General features: G+C 40.1%; 18 protein-coding genes. 3 read left to right on the forward strand and 15 right to left on the reverse strand.

The window, feature by feature from the left end; all coding sequences use genetic code 11:
- Nucleotides 1–15 precede the first annotated feature (15 nt).
- Nucleotides 16–915 (reverse strand): AEC family transporter, encoded by a 900-nt coding sequence (locus tag M3210_RS05245; RefSeq protein WP_251512230.1) that lies wholly within the window; start codon nucleotides 913–915, stop codon nucleotides 16–18.
- Nucleotides 916–1,059: 144 nt separating this feature from the next.
- On the opposite strand from M3210_RS05245, the gene M3210_RS05250 reads away from it, so the two are divergent.
- Nucleotides 1,060–1,923, forward strand: coding sequence for a CvfB family protein (locus M3210_RS05250; RefSeq protein WP_251512231.1), 864 nt, complete (start codon nucleotides 1,060–1,062; stop codon nucleotides 1,921–1,923).
- Nucleotides 1,924–1,968: 45 nt separating this feature from the next.
- On the opposite strand, the gene M3210_RS05255 is transcribed toward M3210_RS05250, so the two are convergent.
- On the reverse strand, nucleotides 1,969–2,253 hold the full coding sequence (locus M3210_RS05255) for a hypothetical protein (RefSeq protein WP_251512232.1): 285 nt from the start codon (nucleotides 2,251–2,253) through the stop codon (nucleotides 1,969–1,971).
- A 239-nt stretch (nucleotides 2,254–2,492) separates the two neighbouring features.
- On the opposite strand from M3210_RS05255, the gene M3210_RS05260 reads away from it, so the two are divergent.
- Together M3210_RS05260 and M3210_RS05265 are read left to right on the forward strand one after the other, a co-directional pair.
- Nucleotides 2,493–4,190 carry a M3 family oligoendopeptidase gene (locus tag M3210_RS05260; protein ID WP_251512233.1) on the forward strand — a complete coding sequence of 566 codons (1,698 nt, stop codon included), beginning with the start codon at nucleotides 2,493–2,495 and terminating at the stop codon, nucleotides 4,188–4,190.
- A 138-nt stretch (nucleotides 4,191–4,328) separates the two neighbouring features.
- A complete protein-coding gene (locus M3210_RS05265) occupies nucleotides 4,329–5,114 on the forward strand; it encodes an HAD family hydrolase (RefSeq protein ID WP_251512234.1) in 786 nt (261 codons plus the stop codon).
- A 50-nt stretch (nucleotides 5,115–5,164) separates the two neighbouring features.
- Here M3210_RS05265 and opp4A read toward each other — a convergent pair whose 3' ends face one another.
- From opp4A to ilvB, 13 genes are all read right to left on the reverse strand, one after another.
- Nucleotides 5,165–7,024: an oligopeptide ABC transporter substrate-binding protein gene (gene opp4A / locus M3210_RS05270; RefSeq protein WP_251512235.1), complete on the reverse strand. Its 1,860-nt coding sequence runs from the start codon at nucleotides 7,022–7,024 to the stop codon at nucleotides 5,165–5,167.
- 124 nt (nucleotides 7,025–7,148) lie between these two features.
- Complete coding sequence (locus M3210_RS05275) at nucleotides 7,149–8,054, reverse strand: ABC transporter permease (protein WP_251512236.1); 906 nt, start codon at nucleotides 8,052–8,054, stop codon at nucleotides 7,149–7,151.
- 32 nt (nucleotides 8,055–8,086) lie between these two features.
- Nucleotides 8,087–9,049 carry an oligopeptide ABC transporter permease gene (gene opp4B / locus M3210_RS05280; RefSeq protein WP_251512237.1) on the reverse strand — a complete coding sequence of 321 codons (963 nt, stop codon included), beginning with the start codon at nucleotides 9,047–9,049 and terminating at the stop codon, nucleotides 8,087–8,089.
- 7 nt (nucleotides 9,050–9,056) lie between these two features.
- A complete protein-coding gene (locus M3210_RS05285) occupies nucleotides 9,057–9,989 on the reverse strand; it encodes an ABC transporter ATP-binding protein (RefSeq protein ID WP_251512238.1) in 933 nt (310 codons plus the stop codon).
- Nucleotides 9,976–10,986 carry an ABC transporter ATP-binding protein gene (locus tag M3210_RS05290; protein ID WP_285853584.1) on the reverse strand — a complete coding sequence of 337 codons (1,011 nt, stop codon included), beginning with the start codon at nucleotides 10,984–10,986 and terminating at the stop codon, nucleotides 9,976–9,978. Before M3210_RS05290 ends, M3210_RS05285 begins: the two co-directional genes overlap by 14 nt.
- A gap of 632 nt (nucleotides 10,987–11,618) precedes the next feature.
- Nucleotides 11,619–12,596 carry a threonine ammonia-lyase gene (ilvA, locus tag M3210_RS05295; protein ID WP_379597445.1) on the reverse strand — a complete coding sequence of 326 codons (978 nt, stop codon included), beginning with the start codon at nucleotides 12,594–12,596 and terminating at the stop codon, nucleotides 11,619–11,621.
- A gap of 128 nt (nucleotides 12,597–12,724) precedes the next feature.
- Nucleotides 12,725–13,309: a 3-isopropylmalate dehydratase small subunit gene (gene leuD / locus M3210_RS05300; protein WP_251512239.1), complete on the reverse strand. Its 585-nt coding sequence runs from the start codon at nucleotides 13,307–13,309 to the stop codon at nucleotides 12,725–12,727.
- Between the two features lie 13 nt (nucleotides 13,310–13,322).
- Nucleotides 13,323–14,729 carry a 3-isopropylmalate dehydratase large subunit gene (gene leuC / locus M3210_RS05305; RefSeq protein WP_251512240.1) on the reverse strand — a complete coding sequence of 469 codons (1,407 nt, stop codon included), beginning with the start codon at nucleotides 14,727–14,729 and terminating at the stop codon, nucleotides 13,323–13,325.
- 25 nt (nucleotides 14,730–14,754) lie between these two features.
- Nucleotides 14,755–15,861, reverse strand: coding sequence for a 3-isopropylmalate dehydrogenase (gene leuB / locus M3210_RS05310; RefSeq protein ID WP_251512241.1), 1,107 nt, complete (start codon nucleotides 15,859–15,861; stop codon nucleotides 14,755–14,757).
- A 44-nt stretch (nucleotides 15,862–15,905) separates the two neighbouring features.
- Complete coding sequence (locus M3210_RS05315; RefSeq protein ID WP_251512242.1) at nucleotides 15,906–17,456, reverse strand: 2-isopropylmalate synthase; 1,551 nt, start codon at nucleotides 17,454–17,456, stop codon at nucleotides 15,906–15,908.
- Complete coding sequence (gene ilvC / locus M3210_RS05320) at nucleotides 17,443–18,477, reverse strand: ketol-acid reductoisomerase (protein ID WP_251512243.1); 1,035 nt, start codon at nucleotides 18,475–18,477, stop codon at nucleotides 17,443–17,445. Before ilvC ends, M3210_RS05315 begins: the two co-directional genes overlap by 14 nt.
- A 33-nt stretch (nucleotides 18,478–18,510) precedes the next feature.
- Complete coding sequence (gene ilvN, locus M3210_RS05325) at nucleotides 18,511–19,032, reverse strand: acetolactate synthase small subunit (protein ID WP_251512244.1); 522 nt, start codon at nucleotides 19,030–19,032, stop codon at nucleotides 18,511–18,513.
- On the reverse strand, nucleotides 19,029–20,750 hold the full coding sequence (gene ilvB, locus M3210_RS05330; protein WP_251512245.1) for a biosynthetic-type acetolactate synthase large subunit: 1,722 nt from the start codon (nucleotides 20,748–20,750) through the stop codon (nucleotides 19,029–19,031). Before ilvB ends, ilvN begins: the two co-directional genes overlap by 4 nt.
- Between the last annotated feature and the right edge of the window lie 541 nt (nucleotides 20,751–21,291).

The following is a 21,291-nucleotide window of genomic DNA, read 5'->3' on the forward strand; positions in this document are numbered from 1 at the left end:
TTCTAGCTTTTCGTTTTATATTTGTAAAAGATTTAGCACGATAGCAATGGTAATAATACTTACTGAAGTTGCGATAAAAGTAATGCTGGAAACCAACTCTGGCTCTGTATCAAATTCAATCGCATACATCGTGGTCGTTGCTGCAGTGGGCATCGCCGACACAATAATCAGTACAGTACCTAACAGAGGATCAATATTAAATATCGTAACGAACAGGTATGCAAAAATCGGTGCACCAACCATTTTTAGCGTTACACTTGAAGCGATAACCTGCCAATTCAACTTCAAAGATGTCATAGATCCGAGCTGCATACCAAGCACTACCATCATGACAGGGATAGCTGCTTCTCCCACCACGGAAATCATGGAGTGGATTGAATCAGTTATCGGTATTTGCAAGTATTGAAAAGCGACTCCTAGAATGGCTGCATACGTAGTTGGCATTTTCAGGACATTTATTAAAGCCGTACGCATTCCATCCTTCCCTCTGGAAGCATAGTAGATTCCAAAGAAATTGTTCATCAAGCTCTGAATAATCATGATAAATACAGCATAAGGAAGTGCTGCCGTACCTACGCTAAAAAGGACAACCGGAAGTCCATAATTGCCCGAGTTCATAAAACCTGTTGCCAAAATAGAGGCACTTTCTGTTTTGGGTGACCATTTGAACAACTTGGCCAGCAGCTTATTTAAGACGACCATCACTGCAAATAAAAGTAGCATATAAAAGATGATGATAAGAAAACCACTGTTAAAATCCGCATCATATAGGGTAATAAAAATTAAAGCAGGAGATAATATGTATAATGTAACCGCAGATACCGAACGAACGTCCATTGGACGCAGCCGCTGAATGATGAACCCTGATAAAAACACAAGCATAATCGGTACAATCACTTGAATAAATAAAGCCAAACTCCATCGCCCCAGTCTCATTCGAAAAACATTGTTGAGCACTATTTTATCATATTAAAAGGAAATCATAGCTCCAACTGCTTCAATTTAAATATTTATGGTAACATGAGAAATAATAGTTAAAAAAGAAAGTAGTGTGAAAAAATGCATCTACCGCTCGGAACGATTCAAAACATGCGTGTACTTCGAGTAATTGAAACAGGATATGTACTGGAAAACAGTGAAGGAGAAGCTCTTCTCCATCATAATGAAACGAACAAAGAATTGGCAGAAAATGAAGAAGTAAAGGTCTTCCTTTATAATGACAAAAAAGAAAATATCGTTGCAACAACAATTATCCCCTCTGTCACTATCTCCACTTACGATTGGGCAGAAGTTATAGAAGTAGTCCCTAAACTTGGGGCGTTCGTGAATATTGGAATTGCAAAAGAAATACTCGTTTCCACAGATGATTTGCCAAAATTCCGGTCTATTTGGCCAGTGCCAGGTGATAAACTTTATGTAAAACTTGGTTTGGATTATCGTAATCGTCTCATCGCTTTACCGGCCAATGGAAGTATTATTGCCGAACAATACGAAGGGGCATCCGAAGATTTATTAAATAAATCGGTTTCCGGAAGAGTTTATTTTTCCAGTAGAGAAGGTACTGAAATTTTTACAGAGGAAGGTTATCGCGGGTTCATCCACCATACCGAACGGAAAAGCGAACCGCGTTTAGGTGAACTTGTTACTGGACGTATCATTGATGTCAAAGAGGATGGTACAATCAATGTTTCCTTGCGCCCTCTTAAACGGGAAAGCATTCCTATGGATGCGGAAGATATCATTCTTCATCTTGAAGCAAACGATGGAGTCATCCCTTTCAGCGATAAAAGTGATCCAGAAGACATCCGAGGTACATTAAATATGAGCAAAGCTGCATTTAAACGTGCGTTAGGAAGGTTAATGAAGGAAGGTAAAGTTGAGCAAAGAGACGGTAAAACATACTTATTGAAGGATAAGAGCTGATCTGGAGAAATAAAAAAACATTTCCATAAGGAAATGTTTTTTTATTTATGCTTGTTCTACATTTTGGTATGCATCCACAACAGCTGTAATCATAAAACCAATTGCTGCAGCAAATAAAGAAGCAATACCCCAGCCGCCAAATCCAGCACCTAGGAGATCAACTTTCGGTGCTACTGAAGCAACCGCAAGTAGTAATAAACCTACGATAACAAAAAAGAAACTAGCATAATAGCATGCTCGAGAGCTCTTGTTTGTTTTTAATAGAGCAAGGTTAACGATAAGTACTAATGCTGTTAAGATAGCCCCAATTAAAATAACTGATTGTACCATTCTTTCACCCCATATAATGATATGTATCTTCTTATAGTTTATATCTGTTTTGATTCAATGTCAATTGAACATCGTTTCAATTTGTGAACGAAATATTACTTCTTGGAAGAATCACTCATCCAGAGGATATGTAGTTCTTCTAATTTAAAACTACCCTTATCTTTCAGACTTTTGTTATAATTAATTTAAGTTTCCATCATTTTACTCTACTTAAAACATTTAATAAAAGGGGCACTGGAATGAAAAAATTTAATGAGTTTATTTACCAAAGGCCTGATATCGCGGAAGAGAAAAAGAGCTTTCATCAATTATTGAATGCTTTTTCCGAAGCAAGTTCTGTTAATGATGCAATCCAAGCCATCGATGATATCAACACGTTTCGGAACCGATTATCAACGATGTCTGATCTCGTTTATATCAGGGCTTCCATTGACACACGTGATGCATTTTATCAAGCTGAAAAAGACTATTTTGATGAAACACTTCCAATCATCGAAGAGATGAATACCGATTTTTATAAACTTCTCGTGAAATCACCTTACCGCAAAGAGCTTGAGGAGAAGTATGGTACACAGCTCTTCCAGCTTGCTGATATGGCAATAAAATCATTTTCTCCAGAAATTATGGAATTGATGACACAAGAAAACAAGTTAACAACAGAGTATGCAAATCTGGTGGCTGCTGCTGAGATAGAATTTCAAGGGGAAACATATACACTTGCTCAACTTTCACCATTTACGCAAAACAAAGATCGTGAAATCAGAAAGCAAGCCACTGAAAAGATGTTTAATTATTATGCGGAGCACGGGGAAAAATTTGATAACATTTATGATCAACTTGTGAAGATTCGACATAAGATTGCTACTACTTTAGGGTATAAGAATTTCATTGAAGTTGGTTATCTTCGGATGGAACGAATTGGTTATGATGCAAAAATGGTTGACGTTTTTCGTAAACAAGTGCGTGACTACATCGTTCCGCTCGCCAACAAACTATACGATCGCCAAAAAAAGCGTATCGGTGTTGATGAGCTTAAATTTTTTGATGAAAATTTCCACTTTAAGTCAGGTAATGCAAAGCCAAAAGGATCCGCACAATGGATCATCGATAATGGCAAGAAAATGTACGCCGAGCTTTCGGATGAAACAAATGAGTTTTTCCAGTTTATGTTGGACCATGAACTAATGGACCTTGAAGCAAGGAAAGGAAAAGAAGGTGGTGGATACTGTACGTATCTTCCGGACTATCAAGCACCGTTCATCTTTTCAAATTTCAATGGAACATCTGGTGATATAGACGTCCTCACCCATGAGGCCGGGCATGCATTCCAAGTTTATTCAAGCAGAACTCTCGGAGTTCCTGAATATAACTTCCCAACAAGCGAAGGAGCGGAAATCCACTCCATGAGTATGGAATTTTTCACTTGGCCATGGATGGAATTATTCTTCCAAAAAGATACAGAGAAATATAAATTTTCCCACCTGGCAGATGCGATTCAATTTATTCCTTACGGTGTGGCTGTGGACGAATTCCAACATCAAGTGTATGAGAATCCAGATTGGACACCTGCAGAAAGGAAAGCGGCATGGAGAAAATTGGAGGAAATTTATTTACCTCATCGCGACTATGGAGACAATACCTATTTAAATGAAGGTGGCTACTGGCAAAGACAATTGCATATCTATGAAATACCTTTCTATTATATTGATTATACACTTGCACAAATTTGTGCTCTGCAATTCTGGAAGAGGGATCAGGAAAATCACGAAGCCGCATGGAATGATTATGTTGAACTTTGTAAACTTGGGGGTTCAAAATCTTTCCTTGAACTCGTAGAGGCAGCAAATCTCCGTTCTCCATTTGAAGATGGAGCAGTTGAAGAGACAATTGATGCTATCGAAAACTGGTTAAACGGAGTTGACGACTCTTCGTTATAAAACTGGCTTATCTAATGTGAATACAATATAACAGAAACCAGGCCTTTTATTAAGGTCTGGTAATCTTTATGTAAAAAGTAAAATAACTGAAGTAGCTTATGATACAATAGTGAGAGCATTTGATGAAAGGGGAATTCCGTGAGTTACAAAATTGTTTTTCTTGATATAGACGGTACAATTCTAAAGCCAGATCACAGTTATGATTCTTCTACGGTAAACGCAATCAAACAACTACAGGAGCAAGGAATTCATACCTTTATCGCTACAGGTCGTCCACTCCATGAAATCATGCGACTGGCAAATGAATTACAAATAGATGGGATGATTGGCTATAATGGCGCTTATGCCGTAATCAAAGGAGAAACCATCGTAAATGAACCCTTTGAACCAATGTATGTCCAACAAGTTTTAGAAAAAGCGAAAGATAGCAAGCATGAAATGGTACTATATACAAACGGGGAAAATTATTTCACATCCATAAACGATCCTTTTACAGAAAGCTTTATCGAGACTTTTCAAATGGAAATCAATGTGGAATTAATTCGTCCTCGGACAGAAGATATTTTAGGGATTACGTTAATGAAACTAAAAGAAGATGAAGTAGCCAAATATCAATCCGATGAAAATGTTCATCTGTCTCAAGTTAACGTAACAGGCATGGAACAAGCATATGATGTCATTCGTAATAATGTTAATAAAGGGGAAGCAATCAAGAAAGTCCTTAAGTACTTAGACATAAACAAAGAAGATGCAGTCGCTTTCGGAGATGGGTTAAATGATAAGGAAATGCTGCTATCTGTAGGAACAGGATTCGCAATGGGAAATGCGGATCCTCGGTTGCTTCAATATGCTACGCATCGGACAACTGAAGTTACAGATTCCGGCATCTTTCATGGACTCAAACAGCTAAAATTAGTAGATTGAAAATACCATTAAAAAAGCCCGCCAGGTAGCGGGCCTTTTTATTGTAATACTTATGGTAATACTGGGTCTTCTTGTGTTACACCAACTTCATGGAATGCATCGTTCCACTCTGTTTGGATAGACCAGCCAGTAACACGGTTGTTAACTGGAACTAATACAGAACGGTATAGAGTTGGGAATAATGGTACTTCCTCAACCATCAGTTCTTGCCACTGTCTATAAATATCTTTACGATATTCAATATCCATGGCAGCTTCAGAAGCTCCAGCAGCTAATAGCTCATCGTTTTTCTCACTTGCATAACGAGTGTAGTTATAAGCTGCAGTACGTCCGTATAGACCTCTTTGGTCAACGTCGTAACCAGTACCCCATGCAGCTTGATAAATGTCAATTGCAGGGTCATCAGCTTCTACTCTGTCATAGAATTGGTTGAATTCCATTAAACGTCCATCAACTAGTTCAACTTTCAAACCAACTTGCTCCCAAGCTTGGATATAGTAGTTGGCAATTGGCTCAGCAGTGTCTCCACCTGACATGGAAGCGAATCCGATTACTAACTCTTCTCCATCTGGAGTTTCACGGAAGCCATCACCATCTGTATCCTCATAGCCAGCTTCATCCAAAATACGTTTTGCTTCTTCTGGGTCGTAAGATGGTGTTTCGATTGTATCATCATGGTAATCAGGGAATGCCGGGATGATTAATGTAGAACCGGCCCAGCGAAGACCATTATAGAAACGCTCACCTACAGCATCATTATCTACTGCATACCACATAGCACGACGTAAGTTAACGTCAGCCATTTTTGCATCTGGATCCATTTCTACAGAACCTGCTCCGTCCGGCTTATCAGGATCATCTGGAACCCATTTACCTAGTTTAAATCCGATATACGTATAAGCTGTATCGATTTGACCTAGGAATTCTACGTTTGTAAGTTTTTGTTCAACGTCTGGATATTGATCCGTCGGGAAACTGTCCACAACGTCAATTTCGCCAGTTTCCAAAGCATTTGCAACCGTTTCTGGTGCTACTACTTTAAGTGTGATACTATCCAGTTTTGGAGCACCTTGCCAATAGTCTTCATATGCTGTATAAGTTACAGACTCACCAGGTACAATTGTATCAACAACGAAAGGACCATAGCCGATTGGGTTCACACGCGTTGCATCATCTTCAGGCATTTTTTCAATTGGGATATCCTCATAGATATGTTTTGCTAACGGATATGTCCACATACCACTCGCTAGGAGCGAAGGATTCGGCTCTTTAAAAGTGATCTTAATTGTTTTTTCATCAACAATCTCTAAACCTTCGATTGTGTCAGTTTCGCCGGCTTTATATTCATCCATTCCGACAACATCTTCTACAGCGTAGTAACGAACCCCAGTATATTCTGGATGTCCAATTACTTCATATGCAAAAGCCAAGTCTTCTGCTTTTACCGGCTCACCATCATGCCAATTTACATTGTCACGAATTTTAATGGTAACCGTAGTACCCGCTTCGTCAATTTCCCACTCAGCTGGTCCATCTTGTGTGTAGTTGAAGTTGTTATCGTAGTATAACAAGCTTTCGTTAAAGAACTTCATTACTTCGGCATCTGGGTTACCTTCATAGAAGTTGTAGTTTAAAACACCTTCGAATACTGTGTCTGAAACTAAACCAAAGTTAAGGTTTCCGCCATCGATAGGTTCACCTTCATCCGTTTTGTCTGGTGAAAAATCATCGATAGAATAGATGCCATCTTCAGAACCGCTTTCTTCTTCAGTAGCTTCTTCCTCTGTTTTGGCATCTGTATCTGTATCGCCAGTACCTTCTTCAGAGTCGTCGCCACCACTACAAGCTGCAAGCACTAATACGAATAGCAGCATTAAAGCAAGTAGCCATTTGCTAAAGCTCTTACTCATCCTTTTAACCTCCCCTTTAATTCCTTTAAATTTTTACTGTCCATTCCATTGGCGCGGACAGCTTTATACTAAACACCAATATAAGGATAGATATTGATGCAAGTATCAAAAGTATAATTGGTTACTATCCCCTTCTCTGTCTTGCATCCGTGGCACGGCGTAATGCCTCACCAACGTTTCTTACTGCAAGCATCAATAAAAGGATCAATAATGCAGCTGGCATCCAAATCCACCATCTATGTTCCAATGTTTGTGGATTTGTTGCATAACTTAGTAAAGTTCCAAGACTCGGTGTGTTTTCCGGCAACCCAAACCCTAAGAAGGAGAGCCCGGATTCCAATCCGATATTCGCTGCTAAGTTCAATGTCATGGTAACAATAATCAACGATGTGATATTAGGCAGTACTTGTTTGAAAATAATACTTATATCAGAAGAACCTAATGTCTTCGATGCCTTTGCATAGTCCAACTCTTTCTCCTGCAATGCTTTTGACCGGATTAATCTCGCTATCCCCATCCAGGAGAACAACGTCATAATAAGTGAGAAGGTAAACGTATTGTAACTTGGCACGAGTGATACAAATACGATGACTAGCATGATGAACGGTAAAATAAAGAAAAAGTCTAAAATACGCATCATAATATTATCAATATGACCACCAAAATACCCAGATACGACACCAAATACAATCCCGATGATTCCACTGAATAATGTAACCAAGAAACCAATTGTTAATGAGTTCCTCGTACCGATGATGAGCTGACCGAACACATCGCGTCCGCCATAATCTGTTCCTAGAATAAATTCATCACTTGGTGGTTCGTTAATTGCAAATAAGTCAACCCTGACAATTTCATCTTGATTTAAGATCCAAGAGATGCCAAATACAAAGGCAGTTATCAGAATCAAAAATATTAATGAAAATAATGCTAATTTGTCTTTTACTAGTTCCCTCCAAAGAATCCGTAGACCTGAGGGACTTTCACTTTTTAGTACTTGACTGTCAACGTTCATATCTTTAGCTTCCATTTTTTATAATCACCTCAGAGTTTTTCGAGTTTCTATTTAATGCGAATTCTTGGGTCGACAATACTTAAGATAATATCGGATAATAATGCCCCTAATATAGCAGCGACACCGAATAACAATACCAATGCAGTCACAACACTATAATCTCTCATTAAAACAGATTCTAAGAATAACGCTCCCATTCCAGGATATCCAAAGATTCTTTCAATAAAGATTGTACCTGAAATAAGTCCCGTGATTTCCCATCCAAAGAACGCTGCAATTGGCAGTACTGAGTTTCTTAAGATATGCCTGTTATAGACCCTTGATTCAGAAGCTCCTTTTGCTCTAGCGGTAATTATAAAGTCTCTTTGTTTCGTATCAACAATTTCACTTCTTAAATACTGCACCGTGGATACCGTACCTATTAATGCCATTGATAAAGCTGGCAATAGTAAGTGCTGGAACTTACTCCAAACATAGTCCCACGATCCTGGTGAAAGCCCAGGTGCTACACTTCCACTAGTTGGGAACCAACCGAATTGATATCCAAATATCCATAACATTACGAGTGCAAAAATGAATAAAGGTGTAGCGAAACCTAAATATGTATAACCTGTAATTGTTTGATCCAGCCATGTATCATTGTAACGACCACTGATGATTCCAAGCGGAACTGCAATGATATACATAAAAATTAAAGTAACAAGCGATAACCAGAACGTGTTGTAAATTCGCTGTTCAATCAAGTCGGTAACTGGCATTTTGAAACGGAAAGATTGTCCGAAATCACCTGTTACGGCTCCACCAATCCAATCAGTATATTGAACATACCATGGATTGTTCAATCCTAATCTTTCTCTTATTTGTTGTTTTATTTCTGGTGATACGTTCGGATCCACTTGTCCAGTCAACGCATCCCCCGGCATAAATTGTGCCATTACAAATACCAATATACTTAAGAGCACAATTTGTGGGAAAGTAACTAAAAGTCTTCTTACTATAAATTTCCACATACTTGTATCAACCTCTCTCTGGTAATGCAACCCGATGAGTATCAGAGATGTCCTTCAAGCCGAACGCCAAACCTTCAGCATCGAAATACTCGTCATAAGCTTGCTCATATTCCTTTTTGACTTCTTGCCGGAATACATAATGTTTATCCCTATTACGCGGATTGACATCAGGGATCGCTGCAATCAGGCGTTTCGTGTAAATATGTTGTGGATTTTCAAAAATATCATCTTTCGTACCTTGTTCTACATAACGACCTCTGTACATGATTGCAATCTCATCACACATATGTTTGACGACACCTAAATCATGACTGATGAACAGATACGTCAAGCCTAGTTCTTTTTGAATATCCTGCATAAAGTTCAACACTTGTGCTTGCACCGATACATCGAGAGCAGATACAGGTTCGTCTGCGATAATCAATTTTGGTTTTAATGCAATTGCCCGTGCAACCCCAATACGCTGCCTTTGACCACCAGAGAACTGATGCGGGAATTTCCAAATACTTTCTGGAGTTAAACCTACTAATTCCAATAGCTCGTATACCCTCTGCTTCTCCTCATTTTTTGTTAGCTTTTCATAGTTTCGAAGAGGTTCAGCAATAATATCCAACACTCTTTTCCGTGGATTCAACGATGAATACGGGTCCTGAAAGATCATTTGTATATCTTTTCTGATATCTTTTGTTTTATTTTTTATAGATGTAATATCTTCTCCATTGAAAATGACTTGTCCTTCAGTAATCTGTTCTAATCCGATGATTGCTTTTCCAGTAGTTGACTTACCAGATCCAGACTCTCCAACTAGACCATATGTTTTTCCTTGTTCAATCGAGAAGTTTACTCCGTCTACAGCCTTTATATGACCGACCGTTCGGTTCAGAATTCCACCTTTAATCGGGAAGTGCACCTTTAAATCACGTACCTCAAGAAGCGCCATTTGCTTCACCCTCCTTACCTTCCTCCGGGAAGTAAAACTTACTATGACAGGTGCAACGAACGTAATGTCCAGGTGAAACCTCATGCAGTACTGGATTCTCTTCATGGGCAGATTCGTCTATCCACGGAATACGTGCAGCAAATCGGCAACCCGTCCGAGGCAAGTTCTTCAATGATGGAACAATTCCTTGTATCACGTGCAGCTTATCCTGCCCTTCCGTAGGTACAGAATTTAATAATGATCTCGTATAAGGATGTAACGGATTTTCAAATAAGGTATGTACTTCTGCAACCTCTACAATTTCTCCTGCATACATGACCGCGACTCTATCGGCCATCTCCGCAACTACACCAAGATCATGCGTAATTAAAATGATTCCTGCATCCATTTCCTCTTTCAATTTGTGGATTAGATCAAGGATTTGCGCCTGAATCGTAACATCAAGAGCTGTAGTCGGTTCGTCTGCAATTAATAATTGTGGTTTGTTTGCAATCGCAATAGCGATGACGACACGTTGTCTCATACCACCAGATAGTTCATGGGGATATTGCTGATAAACATGTTCGGGACGTGGAATCCCTACTAAATTCAATAATTCAATTACACGATCGTAACGTTGTTTCTTCGACATTTGTGGGCGGTGGAGCACTAATGTTTCCCCAATCTGTGCACCAATCTCCATCAACGGATTGAGAGCAGTGAGTGGATCCTGAAAAATCATTGAGAGGCTGTCCCCGCGTAATTTGTTCAATTCATTAGTAGATGCTTTCACTAAGTCAGTATCTTCCAGGTTGATCTTTCCTTCAATTTTCGCACGGTTATGTAATCTCATAATGGAAAATGCCAGTGCACTTTTTCCTGATCCGGACTCACCAACAATTCCCAAAACTTCATTTCTATTTACAGTTAAAGATACATTATCTACTGCTGCATAATACCCGTCGCCTATTCGAAATGAAGTGGTCAAATTCTCTATTTCTAGTAATCTGTTACTCAAAATGTAATCCCCCTAGCTAACAAATTTCTAAATCAACGAATGACCATTACCTAAGGGCCATAAAAACTATCAGTTTAGTAAAAATCATAAGTTTCTGATAATTTTGATTTACCTGTTTGTTATATTTTATCATTTTTCTAAGTTTATGCAACTATTAATTTTTTCTGGAATTTAGCTGTAATACTATAACACTGACATTAGCATCCTATTAATTTAAACACTATACAACCACATTATTACTGAACTATTGCAAATTCGTAAAATTTGTAATTGAATCGTAAAAATTATAGTAATGCGATTATAAGGGAATAAATTCAAAAAAGCAATATTATTAGGGAATTATTTTAACTTTCTCATTACTGAATTGTCATAAAACAATCTTGAAAACCTTGATATAATAAGGTTTAAAGAGTTTCCGGAAATATGGAAAAATATTGAGTAATATTATATTTCATCTTTATATTTGTCATCTTCCAATAAATTAATTCTTTTTATTTCTTCATCAATGAAAATCTTCAACTGTATTATCCAGCTCTTCTGATATTTGTAGTACAGTTTTTCGTAAAATACGAAACCACTTTAGTTTGTATTATTAAAAATAGTGCATCCCTATTAAGGGAAGCACTATTTTATTAAGCCATTTGCTTGATTTTTTCAAACGGTGAGTTTCCTTCAGCTAATCCTTGAATTTCTGGCATTCTATTGATATCCAGATTTCCACCACTTACGATGACTCCACAATGACGACTTTTTATTTCCTTATGATAAGCAAATAATCCAGCTAATGCTGTAGCTCCTGCTCCTTCAGTCAGTGTTTTATTCCTTTCCAACATAAACAGGATACTCGCAGAAATTTGCTCATCTGTCACAGTCACAACATCATCCACATATTCTTGTATGATGGGCATCGTATATTTTCCAGGTTGTTTCACCGCAATTCCATCGGCAAGTGTATTTACCTCTGGCAAATGGTGGACCCGATCTGTGTGGTAGGTTTTATATACAGCATCTGCTCCACTTGCCTGAACACCGATCACTCTAATATTGCGATTAATATGCTTACAAGCAACAGCAATTCCACTAATGAGACCTCCGCCACCGATTGGTGCAAAAATCGTATCAATCCGATCTTCTTGACGAAGCAGTTCCATTGCTATTGTTCCCTGCCCTGCCATCACATCGTAATCATCGAACGGGTGAATATACACACCTCCGCTCAATAATTCATATTCCTTGGAAGCTTGATAAGCTTCTTGAAAACTTTCTCCAGTGAGTACGACTTCTGCTCCATAATTTCTCGTCGCATGTACTTTGGCTAATGGTGTTTCTTCTGGCATAAAGATTTTTGCTTTCGCACCAAGCTTTCTGGCTGCATAGGCAACTCCTTGTGCATGATTACCAGCAGAAGCGGTTATTACACCTCTTTTCAATTCTTCCTTCGACAATTGCATTAGCTTGAAGCTTGCTCCACGAAATTTAAATGCTCCCGTTTTCTGTTGATTCTCCATCTTGCAGTACACTTTTTTTCCTACCATATCATCAATTGTATGCGAAGTCAGGAGCGGTGTTTGATGAACGATTGGTGCCAACCGCTTCCAAGCTTGATAAATTTTTTCGCCAGTTAATAAATCCCCAAGAAAGCCACACTCCTTATGATCAGTTTCTTCCTATATATATTAATCTTTTTTGTACAACAAATATTATTTTCCTGATTTTCCTAGTTTACAATATTTATCTTTTAAGCTTTTTGATTTTCAAATGTTGTTATCTTTTCTTCCAATAATAAAGTTAAAGCAATATCATCCCAACCATTAATAAGTTTCTCTTTATGGTAAGAAGGTATATCAAAGTTTACAACCGTACCATCATTATCTTTAATTGTTTGCTCTTCTAAATCAACTTCAAGATGAAGTTCCTCATTTTCAGCCTTTGCCTGCCAAGTATTTATTTGTTCTTCATCACTCTTGATGAGAATAATCCCATTCTTCAATGCATTATTGTAAAAAATATCTGCAAAGCTTGGAGCGATAATAACTTTGAATCCGTAGTCTGCCAACGCCCATGGTGCATGCTCCCTTGAGGATCCGCACCCGAAATTCTCCCCCGTCAGCAAAATGGATGCTCCTTCATATTTTGGGTTATTCATACTGAATTCTTGGTTTAATGTACCGTCATCATTGAAACGCCAATGGTAAAAGAGGAATTGACCGAACCCGGTTCGTTCAATGCGTTTTAAAAATTGTTTAGGAATGATCTGGTCCGTATCAATATTGGTACGGTTTAAGGCATAGACCAAGCCCTTATGTTGTCTTATTGCTTCCATAAGAATCCCCTTTCTAGTTAAGTACTCCTGCGTAATGACGGACGTCTACAAAACGGCCTTCCACTGCGGCTGCTGCAGCCATTTCAGGACTTACCAGGTGAGTTCTTGCACGGTTGCCTTGGCGTCCTTCGAAATTTCGGTTGGAAGTTGAAGCACAGCGTCCCCCTGGAGGAACAATGTCATCGTTCATTCCCAAACACATGCTGCATCCAGAATCACGCCATTCAAATCCTGCTTCTTTAAATATTTTGTCAATGCCTTCTGCTTCAGCTTGAAGTTTGACACTAAAGGAACCTGGAACGACGATAGCCTTCACATGGTCCTTCACTTTTCTGCCTTCTACAATCTTGGCTGCTTTTCGTAAATCACTTAGTCTGGAGTTCGTGCAAGAACCGATGAATACATGATCGATTTCAATAGAAGTAATCGGTTGGTTCTCTTCCAATCCCATATACTCAAGTGCACGCTTCACTTCATCCGCATTATCCGATTCAGAAATTCGAGGTGTCGCTCCGCTGACTGGGACACCCATCGATGGATTGGTCCCCCAAGTCACTTGTGGTTCCACCTCACTCGCATCAATCACAACAGTATGGTCATATTCCGCACCCTCATCTGTTGCCAAAGCCAACCACTCTTGGCTTACCTTTTCAAATTCTTCCCCTTTAGGAACATATTCTCTGCCACGTAAGAATTCAATTGTCGTGTCGTCAGGGCTGATTAAACCAGCTCGAGCGCCTCCTTCAATCGACATGTTGCAGATCGTCATCCGTTCCTCCATAGTTAATTTACGAATTGCATCTCCTGTATATTCCATAATATATCCTGTTCCGAAACGGACTCCAAATTTAGCAATGATAGCTAAGATTAAGTCTTTCGCTGTCACCCCTGGTCCAAGGTCACCTTCCACTTTGACATTCATCGTTTTGGGACGATCTTGCCAAATGGTTTGGGTTGCAAGTACATGCTCCACTTCACTCGTTCCAATCCCGAATGCTATCGCTCCAAAAGCACCATGGGTTGATGTATGACTATCTCCACAAACAATCGTCTTTCCCGGTTGCGTCAATCCGAGTTGTGGACCAATAACATGTACAATCCCCTGATCGGGGTGAAACATATCAGCCAGTTTGATGCCAAACTCCTCACAGTTCTTTCTCAATGTTTCCATCTGTTGGCGTGAAATCTCATCCTTGACCACTTCACGATTTTTTGTCGGAACATTATGGTCCATCGTTGCATATGTTAAGTCTGGTCTGCGAACTTTTCGGTTCGCTAAGCGCAGACCTTCAAACGCCTGAGGAGATGTGACTTCATGAACGAGATGCTGATCAATATACAATAAGTCCGGCTTGCCTTCCTCCCGATGAACTACGTGTTGTTCCCAAACTTTTTCAATAATTGTTTTTGGTTTCCCCATCTTCCTCACCTCAACTAAAGATAAATCAAACATACGTTAGACAAATGCTATCCGAAATACTTCGAGTGGACAAATTCTCCACAACTAATTCCGTCATTTCCTTTGTGGATACTAATGTTCCATCTTTAACTTGAAGGTCTGCGGTATGATAACCTTGCTCCAATGCCTCATTCACTGCCCGTTCAATCTCATTTGCCTCGGCATCAAGACCGAAGGAATTTCTCAGCATAAATGCCGCTGAAAGGATCATCCCTAATGGATTGGCAATTCCTTTTCCGGCGATATCTGGAGCAGAACCGTGAATCGGTTCATATAAGCCCAACCCATCTTCTCTTACACTTGCAGATGGCAGGAGACCTAATGATCCAGGAATCACTGAAGCCTCATCACTTAAAATATCACCAAACAGATTCTCCGTTACAATCGTATCGAAGTGTGCAGGATTCGTAATGAGTTTCATCGCTGCCGCGTCGACCAGCACATGCTCTACGGTGACCTCTGGATATTCATTTGACTTCATATCTACAATTTCTCGCCACATCCGGCTTGATTCGAGTACATTCGCTTTATCAACAGATGTAAGATGTTTTTGTCTAGTCATCGCAGTTTCAAAGGCCTTTTCAATAATTCTTTCCATTTCATAGCGCTCATAACTTAGAGTATCTACGACAGAGTTGCCGTTATTTCTTCTTTCACTGGGTTTACCGAAATATAATCCACCTGTCAGCTCACGAATTATTAGGATGTCACTGCCTGACACAATATCCTCTTTCAACGGAGATGCATGAGTAAGCGCAGGAATGATTTTGATTGGACGTAAATTAGCAAATAATCCAAGGCTTTTACGTATTTTTAATAGTCCCTGTTCAGGTCTATTATGCACCGGCTGATCATCCCATTTCGGTCCTCCCACAGCACCTAAAAGAATTGCGTCTGCATGTTCGGAGGCTTTCAACGTTTCCTCCGGGAGGGGTTCACCATACGCATCAATTGCTGCTCCGCCAATTGCATGCTCATGAAAAATAAAAGTGTGATCAAATTCTTCAGCAATCACCTGTAATACCTCTTTTGCACTCTCCATAATCTCTCTGCCGATGCCATCACCTGGAAGCAAAACAATCTGCTTTTTCATGTTCGGTCTCCCCTTCCTTAAATTTTATTGCACTCTCAATTTAGTCATTGAGTTACAGTTTCCTGCTTCTTCACTGTACTGTGTTTCGTTATATAACGGTTCACCGCATTTAAGAATGCATTAGCAGATGCCATCAACACATCCTGATGAGATCCTCTGCCGTTCATTACTTCTCCATTCACACTTAATTGCACATATGCCTCAGCGAGAGCATCTTTTCCTCCGCCTACCGAGTTTAGTTGATAATTGATCAAGTTCAGTTCTTCTTCTATTAAACTATCTATCGTTTTATATAGAGCTTCTACACTACCATTACCAGTCAAAGCCGCTTCCAATTCATCTTTTTCCGGAGTAATCAACCTGACCACTGCGGTTGGAGTATTTGCAGTCCCATAATAAACTTGGAAACTATTCAACTCGTATTTATCTACTTGTTTCGAATCAGTCTTGATTTCCATAATGATGGTATAAATATCATCATCAGTCACTTCTTTATTATGATCGGTCAATGCTTTAAATTTAGTGAATGCATCCTGTAGTTCTATCTCAGTCAGTTCAATGCCGATCTCCTGGACTTTTTCTTTAAATGCATGTCGTCCAGAATGCTTACCTAGAAACAGTGTATTCGCTTCTTGTACGCCGACCATTTCAGGTGTAATGATTTCATAGGTTTCCACATGTTTCAGTACACCGTCCTGATGAATTCCTGATTCATGGCTAAAGGCATTACGTCCGACGATCGCCTTATTCGCCTGCACATGCATACCTGTAAGTTTTGAAACAAGGTCACTCGTCCGCTTAATCTCATTCAATACGAGGTTTGTTTGGTAAGGGTAAAAGTCGGAACGGATTTTCAATGCTACCGCGATTTCCTCTAAAGAAGCATTACCGGCACGTTCACCAATACCGTTGATGGCGCCTTCTACCTGTGTTGCTCCATTTTCAACTGCAGCGATGGAATTGGCTACAGCCATTCCGAGGTCATCATGACAGTGGCAGGACAAAGTGACTTGATCAATATTAGGCACATTTTCTTTCATGAATTTAAACATGTTCCCATATTCCGCTGGTGTCGAATAACCAACAGTATCTGGAAGGTTGATTACCGTAGCCCCGGCATCAATTACTTTTTCGATGATTTCTGCAAGAAAGTTCAAATCGGAACGTGATGCGTCTTCTGCTGACCATTGGACCTCATCAAATCTCTCTTTTGCATATCGGACCATTTCTACAGACGTTGCAATCACTTCTTCAGGAGTCTTGCGTAATTTATATTCCATGTGAATTGGTGAAGTTGCCAAGAAGATATGGATTGCAGGCTTGGCTGCTCCTTTTAAGGCTTCCCAAGCTGTGTCGATATCCGATTTTACAGTACGTGCCAAAGCAATTACAGAAGTAGATTTGATTGTATCGGCGATAGCTTTCACTGCTTGGAAATCACCTTTGGAAGAAGCAGGGAATCCTGCTTCTATCCGGTCTACTCCTAAACGTTCCAGTTGTTTTGCTATCTCCAATTTTTCTTGTTGGTTAAGGTTGACCCCTGGTGATTGTTCACCATCTCTCAGGGTCGTATCGAAAATTTTAATTCTTGACATATTCCTTCACTTCCTTCTGTTTGTCTTGGATGGGCTGTTTCACAAATGGCATAAGGTCCCTAAGTTCTCTTCCTACCTGTTCAATTGGATGATTGTTCTCCGCTCGATTGATTGCATTAAATTGTGGACGTCCTGCCTGGTTTTCTAAGATCCACCCTTTAGCAAATGCACCCGTTTGAACATCTTTTAGGATTTCTTGCATTCTTTCTTTTGTTTCCTCATTGATCACTCGTGGACCTGATACGAAATCACCCCATTGTGCAGTATCGGAAATGGAATAACGCATGTTTTCCAGTCCACCTTCATAAAGCAAGTCAACGATAAGCTTCATTTCATGTAAACATTCAAAGTAGGCAACTTCTGGTTGGTAACCTGCTTCGGTAAGGGTTTCGAATCCTGCTTTAATCAAGCTTGTTACTCCACCACAAAGCACTGCTTGCTCACCGAATAAATCAGTCTCTGTTTCTTCCTGGAAAGTTGTTTCCAGAACTCCGGCACGTGCAGCTCCAATTGCTTGAGCATAAGCTAGGGCAACATCTTTCGCTTGGCCGGTTACGTCTTGGTAAACCCCGTATAACGCTGGGACACCAGCTCCTTCTTCATACGTTCTTCTAACTAAATGTCCAGGGCCTTTAGGAGCAACTAGGAATACATCAACATTCGCAGGAGGCACTACTTGTGAGTAATGGATATTGAATCCATGAGCAAATGCTAAAGCACTTCCCTCTTTTAAGTTTGGTTTAATACTTGCTTCATAGACTTTCGCTTGAGCTTCGTCCGGAAGTAAAATCATCACGACATCCGCTTGCTTAACAGCTTCATCCACTGGATATACAGTAAAACCATCTTCTTCCGCTTTCGCTTGTGATTTCCCAGCTCGTAAACCAATCACTACTTCGTACCCACTGTCTCGTAAATTTTGTGCATGTGCGTGACCTTGAGATCCATATCCTACAATTGCAATTTTTTTCCCTTCTAATACTGTGTTGTTGATATCCTTTTCATATAATACTTTTGCCATAATAAATCTCCCTCTCCTAATAAGTTTTTTATTTTATATAGTAAATGTGCTTACTTCCGCTAAATGTGGTTTGACTTGCTGACCTCTAAGTAATGCAGTCACTCCGGTTCTGGCAATTTCCTTAATGCCATATGGTTTGAGGAGTGTGATGAACGCATCCACTTTATCTGTTTTACCAGTTACTTGGATCGTCATTGTTTCTTTACTGACATCCACGACCGTCCCTCGAAACGGAGCAATGATCCCTTGTATTTCTGCTCTGACTTGGCTTCCTGCAGCTACTTTCACAAGTGCAAGTTCACGAGCAACAATTGATTTTTCTGTGATGTCGGATACTTTTACTACGTCAATTTGCTTGTGGAGCTGTTTAGTCAATTGCTCCAGTTTATTTTCATCCTCGACGTTTACAACAAATGTCATCTTCGCGAGCCCTTCTGCTTCCGACTCTCCTACCGTAATGCTCTCAATATTGAAGTGCCGTTTTGAAAACATTCCGGTAATTCTGTTTAAAACACCACCGCGATTTTGTACGGTACAGCTGATTATCCGTTTCACGGCTTCACCCCCACCATTTCATTGATGCCTTTACCAGGCGCCACCATCGGCATCACCTTTTCCTTCCAGTCGATCCGGAAATCGACAAGCACCGGTCCATCATAATCGAATACCTCTTCCAATACTGCCGGTACATCTTTTTCCTTATGGACGAGCACACTCTTAATACCATAACCTTCTGCCAGTTTTAAAAAGTCTGGATTTTGAGTGAATAATGAGCTGGAGTAACGCTCGCCATGGAACTCTTCTTGCCATTGTCTAACCATTCCTAGTGCTTCGTTATTAATGATAAATATTTTGATTGGTAGCTTCCGTTCTGAAATGACTGCCAATTCTTGAATTGTCATTTGAAATCCACCATCACCGACAATCGAAATGACTAAATCATCTGGTCTGCCAAGTTGAGCACCAATCGCAGCCGGAAGTCCGAATCCCATCGTTCCGAGTCCTCCTGATGTGACCCAGTTATGTGGGTTGTTAAATAGATAAAATTGAGCTGCCCACATCTGATGCTGTCCAACATCTGTTGTAATGATCGCTTTTCCATCAGATGCTTCATGCATCTGCTCGATGAGCCACTGTGGTGAAATGGTCTCATCATTTCGGTTGTACCAGTATGGATTATTTACTTTGCTAGCCATCAGCTTCGTCAACCATTCACTTATTTGCGGTTTTTTGACGTCCATTTCAAGCAAAGCTTGTAATGCCTTTTTAGCGTCTGCTACGATAGGTACTTCCGTTCGGATGATTTTTCCGATTTCTGCTGGATCAATATCGATATGGACTACTTTTGCTCCTGGAGCAAAGTTGGCCACCTTTCCAGTTAACCGGTCATCAAAACGTGCTCCGATATTGATGAGTAAGTCCGCCTCGTAGATTGCCATGTTCGCTGTATATGTCCCGTGCATGCCTCCCATCCCAAGAAACAACTCGTGTTCACCCGGAAAACTTCCTAACCCTAGTAACGTATTGACTACCGGCAATTCATGCCGTTCTGCAAACTGAAGCAGTAAATCCGCTCCGTCAGCTAACAATACACCTGCTCCAGCTAATAAGATTGGCCGTTCAGCTTCTTCCAAAAGATGGACCAGCTTCTGAAGTTGCATTACATTAGGTTCGACCGTTGGCTGATATCCTGGCAAATTGATCGTGTTATCCGTATTGGCAAATGTCATCTCCGCCGAGATATTTTTTGGAATATCGATTAGTACTGGTCCTGGTCTGCCTGTCGTCGCAATATAAAATGCTTCGTTTATGATACGTGGCAGTTCTCTTGCATCATGGACTTGATAATTATATTTCGTAATCGGTGTCGTTAATCCCATCACATCAGCTTCCTGGAAAGCATCTGTCCCGATTACACCTTGCGCCACTTGACCGGTGATAATCACGAGCGGCAAAGAATCCATCATTGCATCCGTAATACCTGTAATCAAGTTCGTTGCACCGGGACCCGAGGTGGCTAGCACGACTCCAGGCTTTCCAGTCACTCGTGCATAACCTTCCGCCGCATGGATTGAGCCCTGCTCATGGCGACAAAGGATGTGTTCAAAGGGAAAATCATGGCGGAACATCGCATCATAAATCGGTAATACAGCTCCACCAGGATATCCAAACACTTTCTCAACTTCGGCTTCCACCAACGCTTCAATGAGCAGATCAGCCCCCGTTACGAACTCCTTTCCAACTTCCGACCTTTGACTAGCTTTTACCGCCATTCGTATACCTCCCTCAATTTCCTAAAATAATTTGATTGAATACAAAAAAGACGCTTCCCACCCCACAACAATGCCTAACCGCAATGTCTACTGGGGCGAAAAGCGTCTACTTTTCACGGTACCACCCATATACACAGCATCCTCACGAATACTGCCTCATCAAGCTGCATCAGCTTGATTTGATAACAGGTACAATGGCTGCACCTGACCTAGCCTAATGAGTCTAAGAAAGACCGTTCAGCTAAGCACTCAGAGATGATGTCAGAACAATAGGTACTTCTGGGCTTCCAGCAACCCCAGATCTCTGTGAGTACCATTACCATGTTCCTTTATTCCCGTCATCGATTTGTGATATGAAATTTATAAGTTCGTCGGCTACGGGTAATGTTTTTTCTTAACCTGTCTAGCCAACTGTTTTTAACGTTTAATGATATTGCCGTTTATCATACAATGCTTTTTTCAAAAGGTCAACCGTTTTTCGCAAAGTTTTTTGATACTTTTGATAAGTCTATTAAATTGTTTGCGCTTACATCATTGTCGT

This window comes from Oceanobacillus luteolus, from assembly GCF_023715655.1.
In the GTDB taxonomy this organism is placed as follows: Bacteria; Bacillota; Bacilli; order Bacillales; family Amphibacillaceae; genus Oceanobacillus; species Oceanobacillus luteolus.